This window comes from Nioella sediminis, from assembly GCF_001879695.1.
GTDB lineage: Bacteria > Pseudomonadota > Alphaproteobacteria > Rhodobacterales > Rhodobacteraceae > Nioella > Nioella sediminis.
The window spans coordinates 1-13,070 of sequence record NZ_MNBL01000149.1; the positions used below are offsets into that span (position 1 = coordinate 1).

Sequence of the window (13,070 nt, forward strand, 5' to 3'; positions counted from 1 at the left end):
TTTCGTCAGGCTATCAGCGATCCAGCATCCCGCGAAGCTCGGCGGCGATTTCGGCACCGGCATTTTCGGCTGTCATCGCCCATGCCGCGTCCATGGCCATCGCTTCGTAGCGGGCAGCCTCTTCTTCGGGCAGCATGAGATGGTTGAACCCGGCAGCCTCTTGCGCGGCGCGCTCGGTCGCGATGTCGTCGGCCCAGATATTGTCCATCCGGGGCGCGAAATCTTCACGCAGGAATGTAACGAAGCGTTCCTGAAGATCCGGCGACATTTCGTTGAACAGGTCCATGTTCATCAGCACCGGGAAACCGGCACGGTAGACACCGGGCTGGATGACCGATGAAACCAGGCCCTCGAACTGTGCGGCCTGACCGAGCGGGCCTTGCATGAACCCGTCGATGGTGCCGCGTTCCAGCGCTGTGTAGATCTCCTGCATGGGCAGAACGATCGGCTCTGCACCAAGGGCCTGCACCAGAGGCAGAAGCGTCGGGAAAACACGGATGCGCTGCCCTTCGAGATCCGCAAGGCTGGTGACTTCCTCGCCCATGTAGATCTGGAAATTCAGTTGCGTGGCCGGGATCTCGCCGATGAAGGCAAGGCCCTGTTCGGCGTGCAGCTCGGTCATCCGCTCGTGGTAGTCGGTGGCCGCGATTTCTTCGTAGTTCAGGAAAGACAGGTTCATCGTGCCCGATGTCGGCACAAGGCCCTGGTAGTAGCTGGGGCTGGTATAGGTCATCCCCATGGCACCGTTGCGCACGCCTTCGGCCTGCCCGAATGGCGGCATGACCTCGGGGCCACCCCGCCAGGTGATCTCGATCTCACCTGCGAAGCGCTCGTTCACTTCCTCCACGAATTGCGCGAAGGGTTGGGTGATGTAGACGGCCCGAGGGGCCAAGGTCACGGCATTGATCTGGACCGGATCGGCAAAAGCCGGAGCGGCAATGGCAAGACTCGCCGCAACCAAAGCGGTGCTAAACACGTGTTTCATGGGAACTCCCGTTGTGATTGGTATCATTGAGCGGCGTGGTCCAGGCATTGTACCCATAGACCCAATCCGCATTGCCGGCTTTCTTGAGCCAGTCATTGGCAAGCGAGCTTTCCTGGACCCGCGCGGTGCGGGGCTTGCGTTCCGTCTCATACCGCGCGAGCGCGGCGTCGATATCGTCGGGGTCACTGTCGAGCGCGCGGGCCAGCACCACCGCATCCTCGATGGCCATGCAGGCCCCCTGTGCCATGAAGGGCACCATCGGATGCGCGGCGTCCCCCAGAAGCGTCGCGCGCCCCTTGGCCCATTGCGGCATCGGATCGCGCACATGCAGCGCAGAACGCGTGACCTCGTCCAGCGCATCCAGCAATTTGCGGGCGTCTTCGTGGAAATTGGCATAGGCGCGGCGCAGCTCTTCCACATCGCCGGGCAACGTCCAGCCTTCTTCGGACCATTCGTCCTGTGGCAAGGTGGCAAAGACGAAGATGTCCTGGCCCTGGGTGAGGGGGAAGGTCACGATCTGCTTTTCCGGCATCTCGCCCCACCACTTGGTGAAGGCATCTGCATCGCGAAGCCCGGCAGCCTTGTCGCGCGGGAATGTCCCGCGATAGGACACCATGCCGGTATAGCGTGGATGGTCTTCGCCCCAAAGCGCCGTGCGCACGACCGAGTGAATGCCGTCCGCGCCGATCACCAGATCGAAAGCCGCGCTGGTGCCATCGGCAAATCCCAGCTCCGCCTTGCCGTCATCGAGGCGCAGGGTCACGGCCTCGCGGCCAAGCTGGAACCTGTCGTCGGGCAACTGCGCCCGCAGGGCATCCAGCAGGTCGGCCCGGTGGATCGTCAACTGCGGGGCACCGTATTTCTCCTCGGCCGCCGCGCTCATTGGCAGGCGCGAGGTTTCCTCGCCGCTAATGCCATCGCGGCTGATGCGAAAGCTGGGGCGGGCGGCGCTGTCGCGCAGGTAGGCGCCAACGCCCAGTTGATCCAATGCGAAGACGGCGTTTGGCGTCAGGTTGATATCTGCCCCGACCCGGTTGATCGCTCGCGCCTTTTCGAACACCTGAACATCGTGCCCTGCGCGGCCAAGCGCGATGGCAGCGCACAGGCCACCGATTCCGCCACCACATATGCCGATAGAAAGTGTCACCTGCGCCCCTTTGCTATTGCCAAGTGTTCTATATTGAACTATATGTTCAAAGATAGGTTATGTGGCCCCGTGCGGTCAATAGTTTTCCGTTGAGCGGGTCCTTGCGCCGACAGCCCGCTTTGCCTGAAGGACAGGATTATTCTCATGGGTGACACAGCTTCCCAGACCCCCTATTCCGTTCCCCCGGTGGAGCGGGCCCTGAAACTTCTGCACTACATCGGTGCAGGTAATCGGGCGCGTAATCTGTCGACGGTGTCGCGCGACCTCGGAATCAACCGCACGACCCTGATCCGCCTGATCCATACCCTTGCGGATCATCGCATGATCGAGGAACTCGGCGATGGCGGCGGCTATCGTCTGGGGGCAGGAATGGTCAGTCTCGGGGCGCAGGCCATTCAGGGGCGGGACATGGTCCAGGTCTGCCAGCCGATCCTGAGAGATCTGTGCCGCGACACCGGCATGTCCGCCCATTTGGGCGTGCTTGACGGGCGCGACATCATCTATCTGGGACGCGAGGCCCCCAATTCTCATCTCGTCAGCAATGTGCGCACCGGGTCGCGGCTGTCGGCCCATGCGTCGTCCATCGGGCGTGCCATTCTGGCGGAGCATTCCGACACGCAATTGCGGCAGATCTTCTCGGGCGACCTGCCCGAGCCTGCAACCGACAAGACACCGCAGACGATCGAGGCGATCATTCGTCAGGCCCACCATGACAAGGCCGAAGGTTTCGCCTGGAGCGAAGGGAACTTCGAGGCGGGCATCGGGTCCTGTGCCGCGGCGATCTTCGATCATACCGGGCAGGTGGTGGGTGGCATCAACGTTTCCGGCCCCGAGGCGCGGTTCTCTGCCGGTGGGTCGGGACGCGATGGCGCCCTGATCGACGCGGTCACATCTGCTGCGCGCCGGGCCTCCGCTGCCTTGGGCTGTACCGTACCAAGGGGCGACGCCTGACCGGCGGAGCGCCTGAAGGCTGCTGTCGCAAGTCAGATCGGGGCCCGGCATATCGTGGCGCGATGCCGGTGCAAGGCGCGAAGTAGCGGGCGAGAGGCAAAACCGCCCCGCGTGCCGGGCAGGACCCTGAGAGGACGTCGCTAAGGCCATCTGGCCCATGGGTGCGGCTGGCCTGACATATCCTCGTAGATCGACTTCTGCCGTTGATAGGCCCGCAGCCCCGCGCGGCCTTTTTCGCGGCCCATGCCGCTGTCACCATCGCCGCCAAAGGGCGTCGAGATCGAGAATTGCTTGTAGGTGTTGATCCAGACCGTGCCCGCCCGGATGGCGCGGGCGACTCGCTGGCTGCGGCGGTGATCGGTCGACCAGATGCCGCACGCCAAGCCGTAGTCATTGTCGTTGCCCTGCGCGATCACGTCGGCTTCGTCCTCGAAGGGCATCACCACCAGCACCGGGCCGAAAATCTCTTCACGGCAGGTTCGTGCGGTGTTGTCGAGCCCGCCGATGATGGTTGGCAGGTAATAGGCACCGTCTTTCTGCGCCGTATCCTTGGGCCGCGCGCCACCACACAGGATGTCTCCGCCTTCATCGCGCGCCATGGCCACATAGCGCTCCACGCTCTCGCGATGGTCGTGATGAACCAGCGACGATACCTGCGTGGCCGCGTCAAAAGGATGGCCGACCACCAGTGCCTGCGTGGCGGCGACCAGTCGCTCGGTGAACGTGTCGAAGATGCTGCGCTGCACGAACAGGCGCGATCCGGCGATGCAGCTTTGGCCGGATGACGAGAAGATGCCGAACAGAATCCCCGCGATGGCAAGATCGGCGTCGCAATCGTCGAACACGATCGTGGGCGACTTGCCCCCCAGTTCCAGCGAAACGGGCATCAGCTTGTCCGCCGCCGCATGGGCCAATCTGCGCCCCGTCGCGGTGCCCCCGGTGAACGAGACCTTGGCAATATCGCGGTGTTCGACCAGCAGATTGCCAACCTCGCGCCCGGATCCGGGCAGAACGGACAGCAGCCCCTGGGGCAGGCCCGCCTCTCCGGCGATCTGTGCAAGTTCAAGGCTGACCAATGGCGACCAACTGGCCGGTTTCAGCAGCACTGCATTGCCCGCGGCGAGGGCCGGGGCGATTTTCTGAGCGTCGGATGCAATGGGGGAATTCCACGGCGTGATCGCCGCGACCAGCCCAAGCGGCTCGTGGATCGAGGCGGTGATATAGTCGCCCCGTGGTACGGTCAGCAGGTCGTCCGAGGTTTCCGCAACGGCCGCGAAATAGCGGAAGGTTGCCGCCGCCGAGGCCGCAAGGGCGCGCGTTTCCGTCAGCGTCTTGGAGGTATCCCGGCTCTGCACCCAAGCGATACGCTCGATACTGGCGGCGATCCGCTCCGAGATGCGGTACAGCACCGTCGCGCGGTCGTGCGGTTTCAGCGCCCCCCAGGATGGCTGCGCGTCCTGCGCGCGGGCGATGGCAAGCTCCACATCCTGCGCCGACGCGCCGTTAATCACGGTGTTCACGCACCCCTCTGCCGCGAAATGCGAGGTGATCGGTGCGCCGCGCCCTGTTTGCCAGATGCCGCCGACAAAGATCCGGTTGTCGCGAAATGTCTGCTCCATGGTGCCCTCAGATGGCGATCGCGGCGCGCCGGTTCATGACGGCACGTGCGATGCTGTAAACGGTGGATCGAGAGGTTTTGGGGTTGTCGGGCGACGGCTTTCCGACCAGTTGCATGGAAAACTCCATGGCCTGCGACGCGACGCTGAAGGCATGGGTGTTTTCCGTTGTGCCGGGGTCCGCGACAAGGCGCACCTCGGTCTTGTCCATTCCCAGCCCGGCCATCGCAAGGGTTGCAGCGACATTGGCGTTTTTGGGAAAGCGCCGCGCTGCTTCTCGCGCAGTCCCCTCGAAGAACGTCAGGGGTTTTGTCAGCGCGGCAAGGTCGGTCACCTCCTCGGCAGGGGTTCCGGCCCATGCGGCGGGCGGCTTGGTTCCGGTGTAGCGAACCGAAGTCAGCCCCGACAGCCGCGCTGCGCCAAGTGCATCTATCCCGCCAATAGCACCGGAAGGAACAACGCATTGCGCGCCGGAAGCGCGGGCGGCCGCCTCAAGTTCGCGGGCCAGATCGGCATCCGCCAATGCGCCGACAGAGGCAAGGATCAGGTCCGTGCCGCTGGTCAGCACCGTTGCACCATAATGCGCCACCGCGCGATGACCGGCACATTCCACGACCACATCGGGGCCTGTCGCCAGCAGCGCCGCCAGATCCGATGTCACCGAGATGTCTGCACCCAGCATTGCGCGAAGCTCTGCCTCGCGTCCGGAACGCACAAGGACGGTTACCTTCTCGGGCGCAATGGTCTGCGCGCCCAGAATATCAATCAGGTCGCGGGCTATCGCGCCGAACCCGATGATCACCACATGCCCAAGGCTCATGTCTTGCCACCCGCAGCCCCCGCGGGCGGTCCGGCAAAGGATTCCGCGAAGGGGCCAATGGCGACCATGTCGACTTCGACGACCGCGGGACCGTCCCGGCCAAGGGTCGCGTCCAGGGCTTGGGGAAAGTCCTCGATCCGGTCAATGCGGACATGGGGCATGTCGATGGACTGGCACAGCACGCCGAAATCGGGCGTCTTGAGCTTGGAATAATGCCGCCGCCCTTCATATTGCGCGTCCTGGATGTTTTCGATCACGCCGTAGGCCGCATCGTTCATCAGCACGAACGTGATCGGCAGATCTGCGTCTACCGCCGTGATCAGTTCGGCAATCCCGAGCTGCGCGCCACCATCGCCCACCAGTGCGATGGTGCGCGACTCTGATCCTGCCGCGGCCCCGATGGCCATGGCAATCCCCTGCCCGATGCCGCCCCCGAGGGCGTGGACACCCAGATGCGGGGCGGCGATGTGAACATATCGGTTTCCGAAGGTGGAGTTCGAGATCGTCACATCGCGCACCCAGGGATGTCCCCCTTGCGGCACCACCGACAGAAGGTGATCGGCCACCACCTGATAGGGGCCAAGGCGCCCGCGCAGCGCACCTTCCGATTTCGCGCGGGCAACGGCGATGTCGTAATGCAACTGCGGGTCGGTGCCGAGCGTGTCTGGCAAACGGTCCAGCAAGCCGCGCAGCGTTGCCGCAGCATCCCCGCACAGGAACCCGTCCACGGGGTAATTGCGCCCGCCCTGCGTCGGCTCCACGTCGATCTGGAACAGCGGGCGCGGCAGCGGCATCTTGTTGTTGCGCGTCTCGTTGCCCCGAAGCCGCGAGCCGACCACGATCATCAGGTCGCAGCTTTGATAGATCGCTTCTGCCTCGGGTGTCATGTTGAAGGCCCCAAGCGTGCCCTTGTGGCTTTCGGGAACAACGGCGCGCCCCTGGGTGGAGCTGACAGCACCAAATCCGCGTTCGACAAGTTCTAGCGCCTCTGCTCCGGCCCCGCGCGCCCCGCCGCCAAGCCAGATCATCGGTCGTTTCGCGGCCTTCACCCGCTCGGCCAGCAGATCGAGAGAGGTCTCCTCCACCGGTGGCAGGGCCGGGCGCGGCGGGGTCAGGGGCAGCCCGGAAACGGCGGGAATGCGCTGCACATCGACCGGAATCTCAAGGCTTACCGGCCCGGTTGGCGGCGTCATCGCCGCGCGGATCGCTGCTGACAGCGTGCCCAGGACGCCGGTTTCGTCCCAGATGCGGAACACGGCCTTGGACACCCCGCGCAGCATCTCTGGCTGCTTGGGCACATCGTGAATTGCTGCGCGGTCCTGGTCCATGTAGGGCCGGTCGATCTGTGTGGTCAGATGCAGCACCCGGCTGCCTGCGGTCAGCGCCTCGGCCTGTGCGCCCGCTGCATTGCCTGCCGCCGTCCCGGTCGAGGTCAGCGCTACGCCCAACTGCCCCGAGACCCGGGAAAAGGCGTCGGCCATATTCATCGCCCCCGCCTCGCCGCGCGCCGGAATGAAGCGGATACGCCCCTGTTCCGCCACCGCGTCGAGGATCGGCATGTTATGGATCGAAATGACGCCGAACATGGTCGTAACGCCCGCATCGGCAAGCGCTTGGGCAATCTGGTGGCCAACGGTCTGGGTCATGGGGCTTGGATCTTTCGTCAGGGATCAGGCAAAGCGCGACACGCCGCCCGAGATTTCAAGCTTGGCGCCGGTGATGTAGCTGGCGGCGGGTGAGGCGAGGAAGGCGATGGCGCGCGCGGGTTCCTGAGGTTGACCAAGACGGCCAAGCGGGATGGCCTTCGCGCTCGCCAGTGCCGCGAACCACTCTTCCCGGCTCTGGCCCTTGTTCTCGCGCGCCTCGAAGCGGCGCTGCCACTGGGCACTGTCCACCAGCCCCAAAAGGATCGAATTGACGCGGATCTGAGGTGCCAGTTCCGTCGCCAGCGATTTCAGGAGGTTCTGAACGCCGGCACGTGCTGCCGAGGTACAGACCATATGAGGCTCTGGCTGGAGGGCCAGAAGCGAATTCACCGCGACAATCGCGCCGCTGCCGCTTTGGCGCAGCATCGTCTCAAAAGCGCGTATCGGGTGAAGCTGGCTGAAGAACTTCAGCTCCAACTCTTCGCGCCAGTCTGCGTCGCTGGTATCGGCATAGGTCGAGACGCGCCCCTGGCCTGCATTCGTGACAAGGGCGTCGCAGCCACCGAAGGTCTGCCGGACCTCATCGGCGAAGCCCGAGACCGCGGCTGCATCCAGCACCGAGACCGCGCGCCCCAGAACCCGGTCCGGTCCGAAGTCACGGGACAGGTTCGCCACCACGGAGTCCAGACGTTCCGCCCCGCGGGCACAAAGCGCCACCCGCGCACCGTCCTCCAGAAAGACGCGCACCGATGCCAGCCCGATCCCGGATGTTCCGCCAGTGACCACGATCGTGCGGTCTTTGAGCCCCAGATCCATCGCTCAGCCTTCCTTTGGGAAGCCCGGGTCAGGCCGCCCGGCCATGACCGCGCGCTGTGCCGGTGTCGGCGGGCCCGCTGTCATCCACTGGTCCATTGCCTCGGGGTCGGTGCGCGACCAGACCTTTGGTTCATGCGTTTCCTCGTCGATCTGCTGCACCTCGGAGGTGAACTCGATCACGAAGCCCGAGGGAGAAACGAAATAGGCAAACGGGTTGTTGCCCGGCCCGTGCCGCCCCGGCCCCCAGCTTGGCACCTGCCCCTTCTGCTTCATCCGGCCGATGCCGCGCATGAAACTGTCGATGCCGGGCATCTCGAAGGCGACGTGATTGATCGAGGGATATTGCGCGCGAACCAGCGCAATGGCGTGGTGGTCGCTGCCGATCCGCAGGAACACCATCTGGTCCGCGGAATAGTCGCTGGTGCGAAAGCCCAGCATCTTTTCGTACCAGTTCTGCATCCCGTCCATGTCGGGCGTGTTCAGAACCACATGGCTGATCTTGCGCGGATAGGCATGAACATCGTCGGCCTCGCGCAACGCAATATCGCAGGTGATGCGCAGGCGGCGATTGTCGGGGTCGGCCAGCTCGAATCCGTAGCCGCCGAAGGGCCCGTCGAATTCACCCGGTGCGCTGCGCAGATCCGCACCCTTCTCCTCAAGTTGCCGGTAGAGCCTGTCAACGCCATCGCGGTCCGGCATGCCGAAATGGATGTATTCGATGCCGTAGGTCGCGTCGTCCTTGAGGCCATAGATGAAGGGCTGCTCGCCGGTTCCCCGCAGATAGGTGATCCCATCGTCTTCATGGGCCACGTGCAGACCCCATTGGTCCGTATAGAATGGGGCCGTCGCCGTTATTCCGGGGGCGCGCATCACGATGCCGCGCAGCTGGTGCAATCTGAGGTCTTCGGTCATCTCAAGTTCCCTCGGGCTTGCTGGCGGTTGCAAGACCCATATGTGCCAACAGCGCGGAACAGAACGCGCCGGGCCGCTGAAGGTAGACCGCATGGCCCGCCTGGTCGATTTCGGTTATGGTCGGGCGGAGGCCCCGTGCCGCTTCCCAGGCCCGTGCCGCGGCGCGTGTCTGCGCAATCGGCGTCACCCGGTCCTGCAGGCCGACAATGAATCCGGGGCGCGCGGCGACCCGGGCAAGATCACCGGGCAGATCGCCAGAGGCCAGCATCCTGACCGCCTGCGCGTAGCCATCCGGGTTCACTTGCGCCATTGCGGCCTCGACCCGTGCCACGATGTCGGGATGCGACGCAGGTTCATGCACCAGATTGCCCGCGCGGGCATGGGCAAAGGCCGCCGGACCCAGGCGTGCCAGCTCCGTCAGCCGGTTGCCCACCCCTTCGGGCAGCACCCCGCCGCGCGGCACACCATAGCCATTGGCGGCAGCGGCCAGCGTCAGGCTGAGCAGCCGCTCAGGGAAACGAAGAGCAAAGGCTGTGGCAATCAGCGTGCCGAGCGAGTGCCCGACAATATGCACCTGCCCAAGGTCAAGCCCGTCCAGCATCTGAGCCAGCCTGTCTGCGTAGTCCGTGGCCAGTGGCCAATCCATGGCCATGGGCGCAGAGCCTGAATAGCCCGGCGCATTCCATGCAATCAGGCTGAACCTTGGCGGCAGAAGCTCGAAAATCGGTGCGAAGGAGGTGGCGTTCGACCCGATCCCGTGCAGGAACACGACCACAGGTCCGGGCCCGGGCCGCGCAACATACGTGATGTCTGCGGAAACCCCGAGTGTTGGCCCGGAGTCCGCGGCAGAATTCACGCATCCTGTGTTGGCTTCTAGCATCGTCCCTATCGCTTGGTGGCATTGGTAGTTCAATAATGAACAACATGTTCAAACCAGAGTGCAGCTTAGGCCCTTACATGTCAAGGCTCCGCACAAGAATCAGCGCGTCAGTCGATTGCGCGTGGCAAAATCCGGATGCTGCGATCAACCATGCCGAAGGGCACGACGGATCATGCCATGGCTCGTCGAGTTCAGGGGTTGCGCTATGGTCTCTTACCTTGACCACCATCCGCGATCCGACGAGGGGCAATGCAATCCGGCGCGGTGTCGTTCCGGTCCAGCTCGTTCGCACCCTCAAGAGGCGGACGAGACCGGTTGCCGATTTTCCAAAGGAATCAGGGCAAGCGGTCTCGGCTTCCCAACAGTTTCGAAGAGCCGAACAAATAACCAGTGGATTAAGGAGAAGAATGGTGCCGATGAAGGGACTCGAACCCCCGACCCACGCATTACGAATTTTGCCGTCCATATCTTGGACGCGGCCGGATAGGGTCGCCTAAAGTCGTATAACCCATTACGATCAAATCGTTATTTTGAGCGTCACTCTTGGACGGCGCCGGACGGCACAAGCGAACCTTTGACGAACATTCCCTACTAATGCCCTACTAGCTCGCTTCATGCGGAATGGGCGGAAGTTAATGCCGCTCCTCACGCTGCCTCGCTCTAGTCAGTCAAGTACGTCAAACGAAAAAGCGCCGGCGTTTCTGTATTGGAATGGGTTCAGTTGCACGTCTGACGGCTGATCCGATGCCCTATACTTGCAGTGCGTTTTGTTGATCAATTTCCGGGCACCCATGCGCTACGCAGAGCATTCTAGCTTTGGTCCAGTCGGTCCCAGCATAGCCACGCCTGGTCGCCGTCTTTAGCGCCTCCTCAGGTGTCATGCCGTGCTTCCCCACACGCGCGCGGTATGTGCTGTACGGCAGCCCAAAAGCTGCACACGCGGCCTTGGCGCTCGGCCATTCGTAGCCGAAGATCACAAGACGCGCATCTAGCACCGGCGTCTTAAGCGCTGCGTCCACCGTCATCCCGTTCTTCCGTCTCTTTTGGAATGTCCCGTTCGGAATGCCGAATGCTCGACACATCGCCTTCTCGGAGGCGTAACGCACCCCGTCGACTTCGTAGGCGACCGGCACACCGGAGCCAGTCCGAACGTGCTGGCCATGTTTGGGCCATTCAGCCGTGGGAATTTCGCGAACAAGGTAGTCCTTCACTTGGTCTGGCGTCATTCCATAGCGGGCCGATAGCGCCAAGCAGGCTTGGTTGCGGCTCTCAAAACATTCACCATCGACCGTGATGGGGGCCTTGGAAGTCGGGCCGAGGGGCCGGGTCAACGCCTCGTCGACGCTGAGGCCGGCCCGAAGCCTCAGGTCGAACGTATTGCGTGCGATGCCGTAAGCGTCGAGAGCGTCCTGTTTGGTCGCCCAGGTCTGTCCAAGAGCCGAAAAGGCCTGTCCGTGGGTCCGGCGTACGATCTCTCGATGATCGAGGCGAACGCAGTTGCCGGGTTCCCACGGCCGTGATTCGTCGATTCGCGTCAACCTCCCATTCCCCACCAGTTTGGCGACGTCCAACTTCCACGCATCATATTCGAGCCACGCCTCAGCCACCCCTACCGCCGTCTCCGCCGCGCGCTTCTTCATGCCCAGCCATTGCCGGAAGAGCTGCGAGCCCGCCTCGGGGTGGTCGCTGTGCACGCGGGCCTCTTCGGGCAGCGGGAGGCCCTCGCGATAGCGGCTTTCTATCACGTGGACAGCAAGCCCTGTCTCCCGCGAGAGCTCCCGGCACATCGCCGCGATGGATGGGAAGCTCCGTCCCTCCCAGAGGGCGGGCGTACCCTCGGTGCGCCCTACCTGGCCACCCTCGCGCACGTTGTAGCCGTCGGGGACGAGCGTGCCGAGCTCGGCGATCCAATGTCGTTCGCGCACGCCGAGGTCTTCCCCGTCCTCCAAGACCTCAATGGTTTCCAAGCGAAAAGCCTCAACCCCGTGTTCGCGAATTGCCGCGTGCAAAGGCGTTTTTGAACCCTCCGCTGCATCGCGCCGATGCTGGCCCCAACGAATCGTCGGAGCATTCACCGATAGCCCTACATAGGAAAGATCGGTCACATCGTTCGTGAGCAGATAGATGTAGCCCGGCTGACCGACCTGCTGGACAGGCTCGCGCAGAGCGTCGTCCACGTCCCATCTGCGACGCAGTCGGTTCGTCAGCAGGTTGCGATCGTCGTAGCGACCAATGTGTCGCAGGAAGCAAGCGATGCTGGGATAGTCGCCGCGCGCATCCGGGTGGAGGTTGCCATTATAGCTAAACGGGCGGCTGCGCCCGCCTCCTTGGGTCGCCCTCCAATCGGCCTTGTCGAGCAGTGCGGCGTCGCGGACGATCGCTCGGGTGATCGGGACTCCCCTCCTTTCAAGCGATCTGAGCCGGGTGCGGAATACGGCGTAGCTGATTTGGGCATTCTCAGCGTCATAAATTACGCGACAGTCCCGCCGGCCATCCGCGGTTTCGATCCATGTCCTACGGACACCACCGCGCCCAGATCCCCTCATCGTATCAGGGTCGCTTCTGCATCCGCGACGGTATGCATAACGAAAAATGCGACGAGCATAGGCGAAGTCATTGGCGAGGCATACATGTGCGTGGTCCCAGTTGTAGCCACAACTTCTAACGCGTGTCTCTCTTTATTACATCCCGACATCACGTAGCAGCGAAGCCTATGCGAAGCTGTGCGTGGATAAGGGACACATTTTCGGGATGTACGCTTGCAGCCTGTTGTGGTGATGCCTGTAAGGTCCATTATGTTAATTCTCAACCGAATGCATGCCGATCCATGAACTAGCTTGCAGCCAGGATATTGAATATTAGTATCAGTTATATAGGCTGTCATTTCCTCGGATGACAACGCTATGTGAGTTGGCGTCGCTTTTTTTGGAAAGGGCATTTCGGATTGAGTACAAAAAAGGTCCGCTACTTCAGGGACCCAACCCACCCGCACCTCTCGGCTAGCTCGCAACTCTCTTTAGATCTCATGGATCTCGCACACGCTGAGATCTCGGAGATCGCGGCGACCGGAGGTCCAGTTAGTGCCTTTTCTAGCAGGTACGAAGCGCTCCTTACCTCAGATACTGTGCTCACTTGGCGCGGTAATGGCCCTGGAGCCGGGCGAGAGCTGAGGCGCTCGTACTCGAATATTCATGGCCGAGTTTTTGCTCGGGCATACTTAGAGAAGATTGAGCGTGTACGCGGACTGATACCGATTGAAGGCAGCTATTTCCAATTCGCACCCAGTACAGTCGTACG

Annotated in this window: 10 protein-coding genes; 1 reads left to right on the forward strand and 9 read right to left on the reverse strand. The window is 62.9% G+C overall.

Going from position 1 to position 13,070, the window contains the following annotated elements; all coding sequences use genetic code 11:
* Positions 1-13: 13 nt before the first annotated feature.
* Both dctP and BKY26_RS16810 read right to left on the reverse strand, forming a co-directional pair.
* Entirely contained in the window at positions 14-985 is a 972-nt protein-coding gene (dctP, locus tag BKY26_RS16805) for a TRAP transporter substrate-binding protein DctP (RefSeq protein ID WP_071691534.1), read from the reverse strand.
* Positions 969-2,132, reverse strand: a complete 1,164-nt coding sequence (locus tag BKY26_RS16810; protein ID WP_071691535.1) for an FAD-dependent monooxygenase — start codon at positions 2,130-2,132, stop codon at positions 969-971. Before BKY26_RS16810 ends, dctP begins: the two co-directional genes overlap by 17 nt.
* Positions 2,133-2,276: 144 nt before the next feature.
* Between BKY26_RS16810 and BKY26_RS16815 the strand changes: the two genes are divergently transcribed.
* Positions 2,277-3,083, forward strand: coding sequence for an IclR family transcriptional regulator (locus BKY26_RS16815; RefSeq protein WP_071691536.1), 807 nt, complete (start codon positions 2,277-2,279; stop codon positions 3,081-3,083).
* A 140-nt stretch (positions 3,084-3,223) separates the two neighbouring features.
* Here the strand turns inward: BKY26_RS16815 and BKY26_RS16820 are convergent, their stop codons facing one another.
* From BKY26_RS16820 to BKY26_RS16850, 7 genes are all read right to left on the reverse strand, one after another.
* Positions 3,224-4,702, reverse strand: a complete 1,479-nt coding sequence (locus BKY26_RS16820; protein WP_071691537.1) for an aldehyde dehydrogenase — start codon at positions 4,700-4,702, stop codon at positions 3,224-3,226.
* A 7-nt stretch (positions 4,703-4,709) separates the two neighbouring features.
* Positions 4,710-5,519 carry an aspartate dehydrogenase gene (locus BKY26_RS16825; protein WP_071691538.1) on the reverse strand — a complete coding sequence of 270 codons (810 nt, stop codon included), beginning with the start codon at positions 5,517-5,519 and terminating at the stop codon, positions 4,710-4,712.
* Positions 5,516-7,165 (reverse strand): thiamine pyrophosphate-binding protein, encoded by a 1,650-nt coding sequence (locus BKY26_RS16830; protein ID WP_071691539.1) that lies wholly within the window; start codon positions 7,163-7,165, stop codon positions 5,516-5,518. Before BKY26_RS16830 ends, BKY26_RS16825 begins: the two co-directional genes overlap by 4 nt.
* A gap of 24 nt (positions 7,166-7,189) precedes the next feature.
* The gene (locus tag BKY26_RS16835) at positions 7,190-7,981 is read right to left on the reverse strand and encodes an SDR family oxidoreductase (RefSeq protein ID WP_071691540.1); all 792 of its coding nucleotides are present in this window, start codon (positions 7,979-7,981) and stop codon (positions 7,190-7,192) included.
* Positions 7,982-7,984: 3 nt separating this feature from the next.
* Positions 7,985-8,893: a VOC family protein gene (locus BKY26_RS16840; protein WP_071691541.1), complete on the reverse strand. Its 909-nt coding sequence runs from the start codon at positions 8,891-8,893 to the stop codon at positions 7,985-7,987.
* Between the two features lies 1 nt (position 8,894).
* Positions 8,895-9,662 (reverse strand): alpha/beta fold hydrolase, encoded by a 768-nt coding sequence (locus BKY26_RS16845; RefSeq protein ID WP_211268008.1) that lies wholly within the window; start codon positions 9,660-9,662, stop codon positions 8,895-8,897.
* A gap of 860 nt (positions 9,663-10,522) precedes the next feature.
* Positions 10,523-11,950 carry a GIY-YIG nuclease family protein gene (locus tag BKY26_RS16850; RefSeq protein ID WP_158514353.1) on the reverse strand — a complete coding sequence of 476 codons (1,428 nt, stop codon included), beginning with the start codon at positions 11,948-11,950 and terminating at the stop codon, positions 10,523-10,525.
* Positions 11,951-13,070: the final 1,120 nt, after the last annotated feature.

What these genes read in the sequence shown, in the direction of transcription:
- dctP (WP_071691534.1), bottom strand. Translation starts at nt 985, where the DNA reads ATGAAACACGTGTTTAGCACCGCTTTGGTTGCGGCGAGTCTTGCCATT.
- BKY26_RS16815 (WP_071691536.1), top strand. Translation starts at nt 2,277, where the DNA reads ATGGGTGACACAGCTTCCCAGACCCCCTATTCCGTTCCCCCGGTGGAG.
- BKY26_RS16820 (WP_071691537.1), bottom strand. Translation starts at nt 4,702, where the DNA reads ATGGAGCAGACATTTCGCGACAACCGGATCTTTGTCGGCGGCATCTGG.
- BKY26_RS16825 (WP_071691538.1), bottom strand. Translation starts at nt 5,519, where the DNA reads ATGAGCCTTGGGCATGTGGTGATCATCGGGTTCGGCGCGATAGCCCGC.
- BKY26_RS16830 (WP_071691539.1), bottom strand. Translation starts at nt 7,165, where the DNA reads ATGACCCAGACCGTTGGCCACCAGATTGCCCAAGCGCTTGCCGATGCG.
- BKY26_RS16835 (WP_071691540.1), bottom strand. Translation starts at nt 7,981, where the DNA reads ATGGATCTGGGGCTCAAAGACCGCACGATCGTGGTCACTGGCGGAACA.
- BKY26_RS16840 (WP_071691541.1), bottom strand. Translation starts at nt 8,893, where the DNA reads ATGACCGAAGACCTCAGATTGCACCAGCTGCGCGGCATCGTGATGCGC.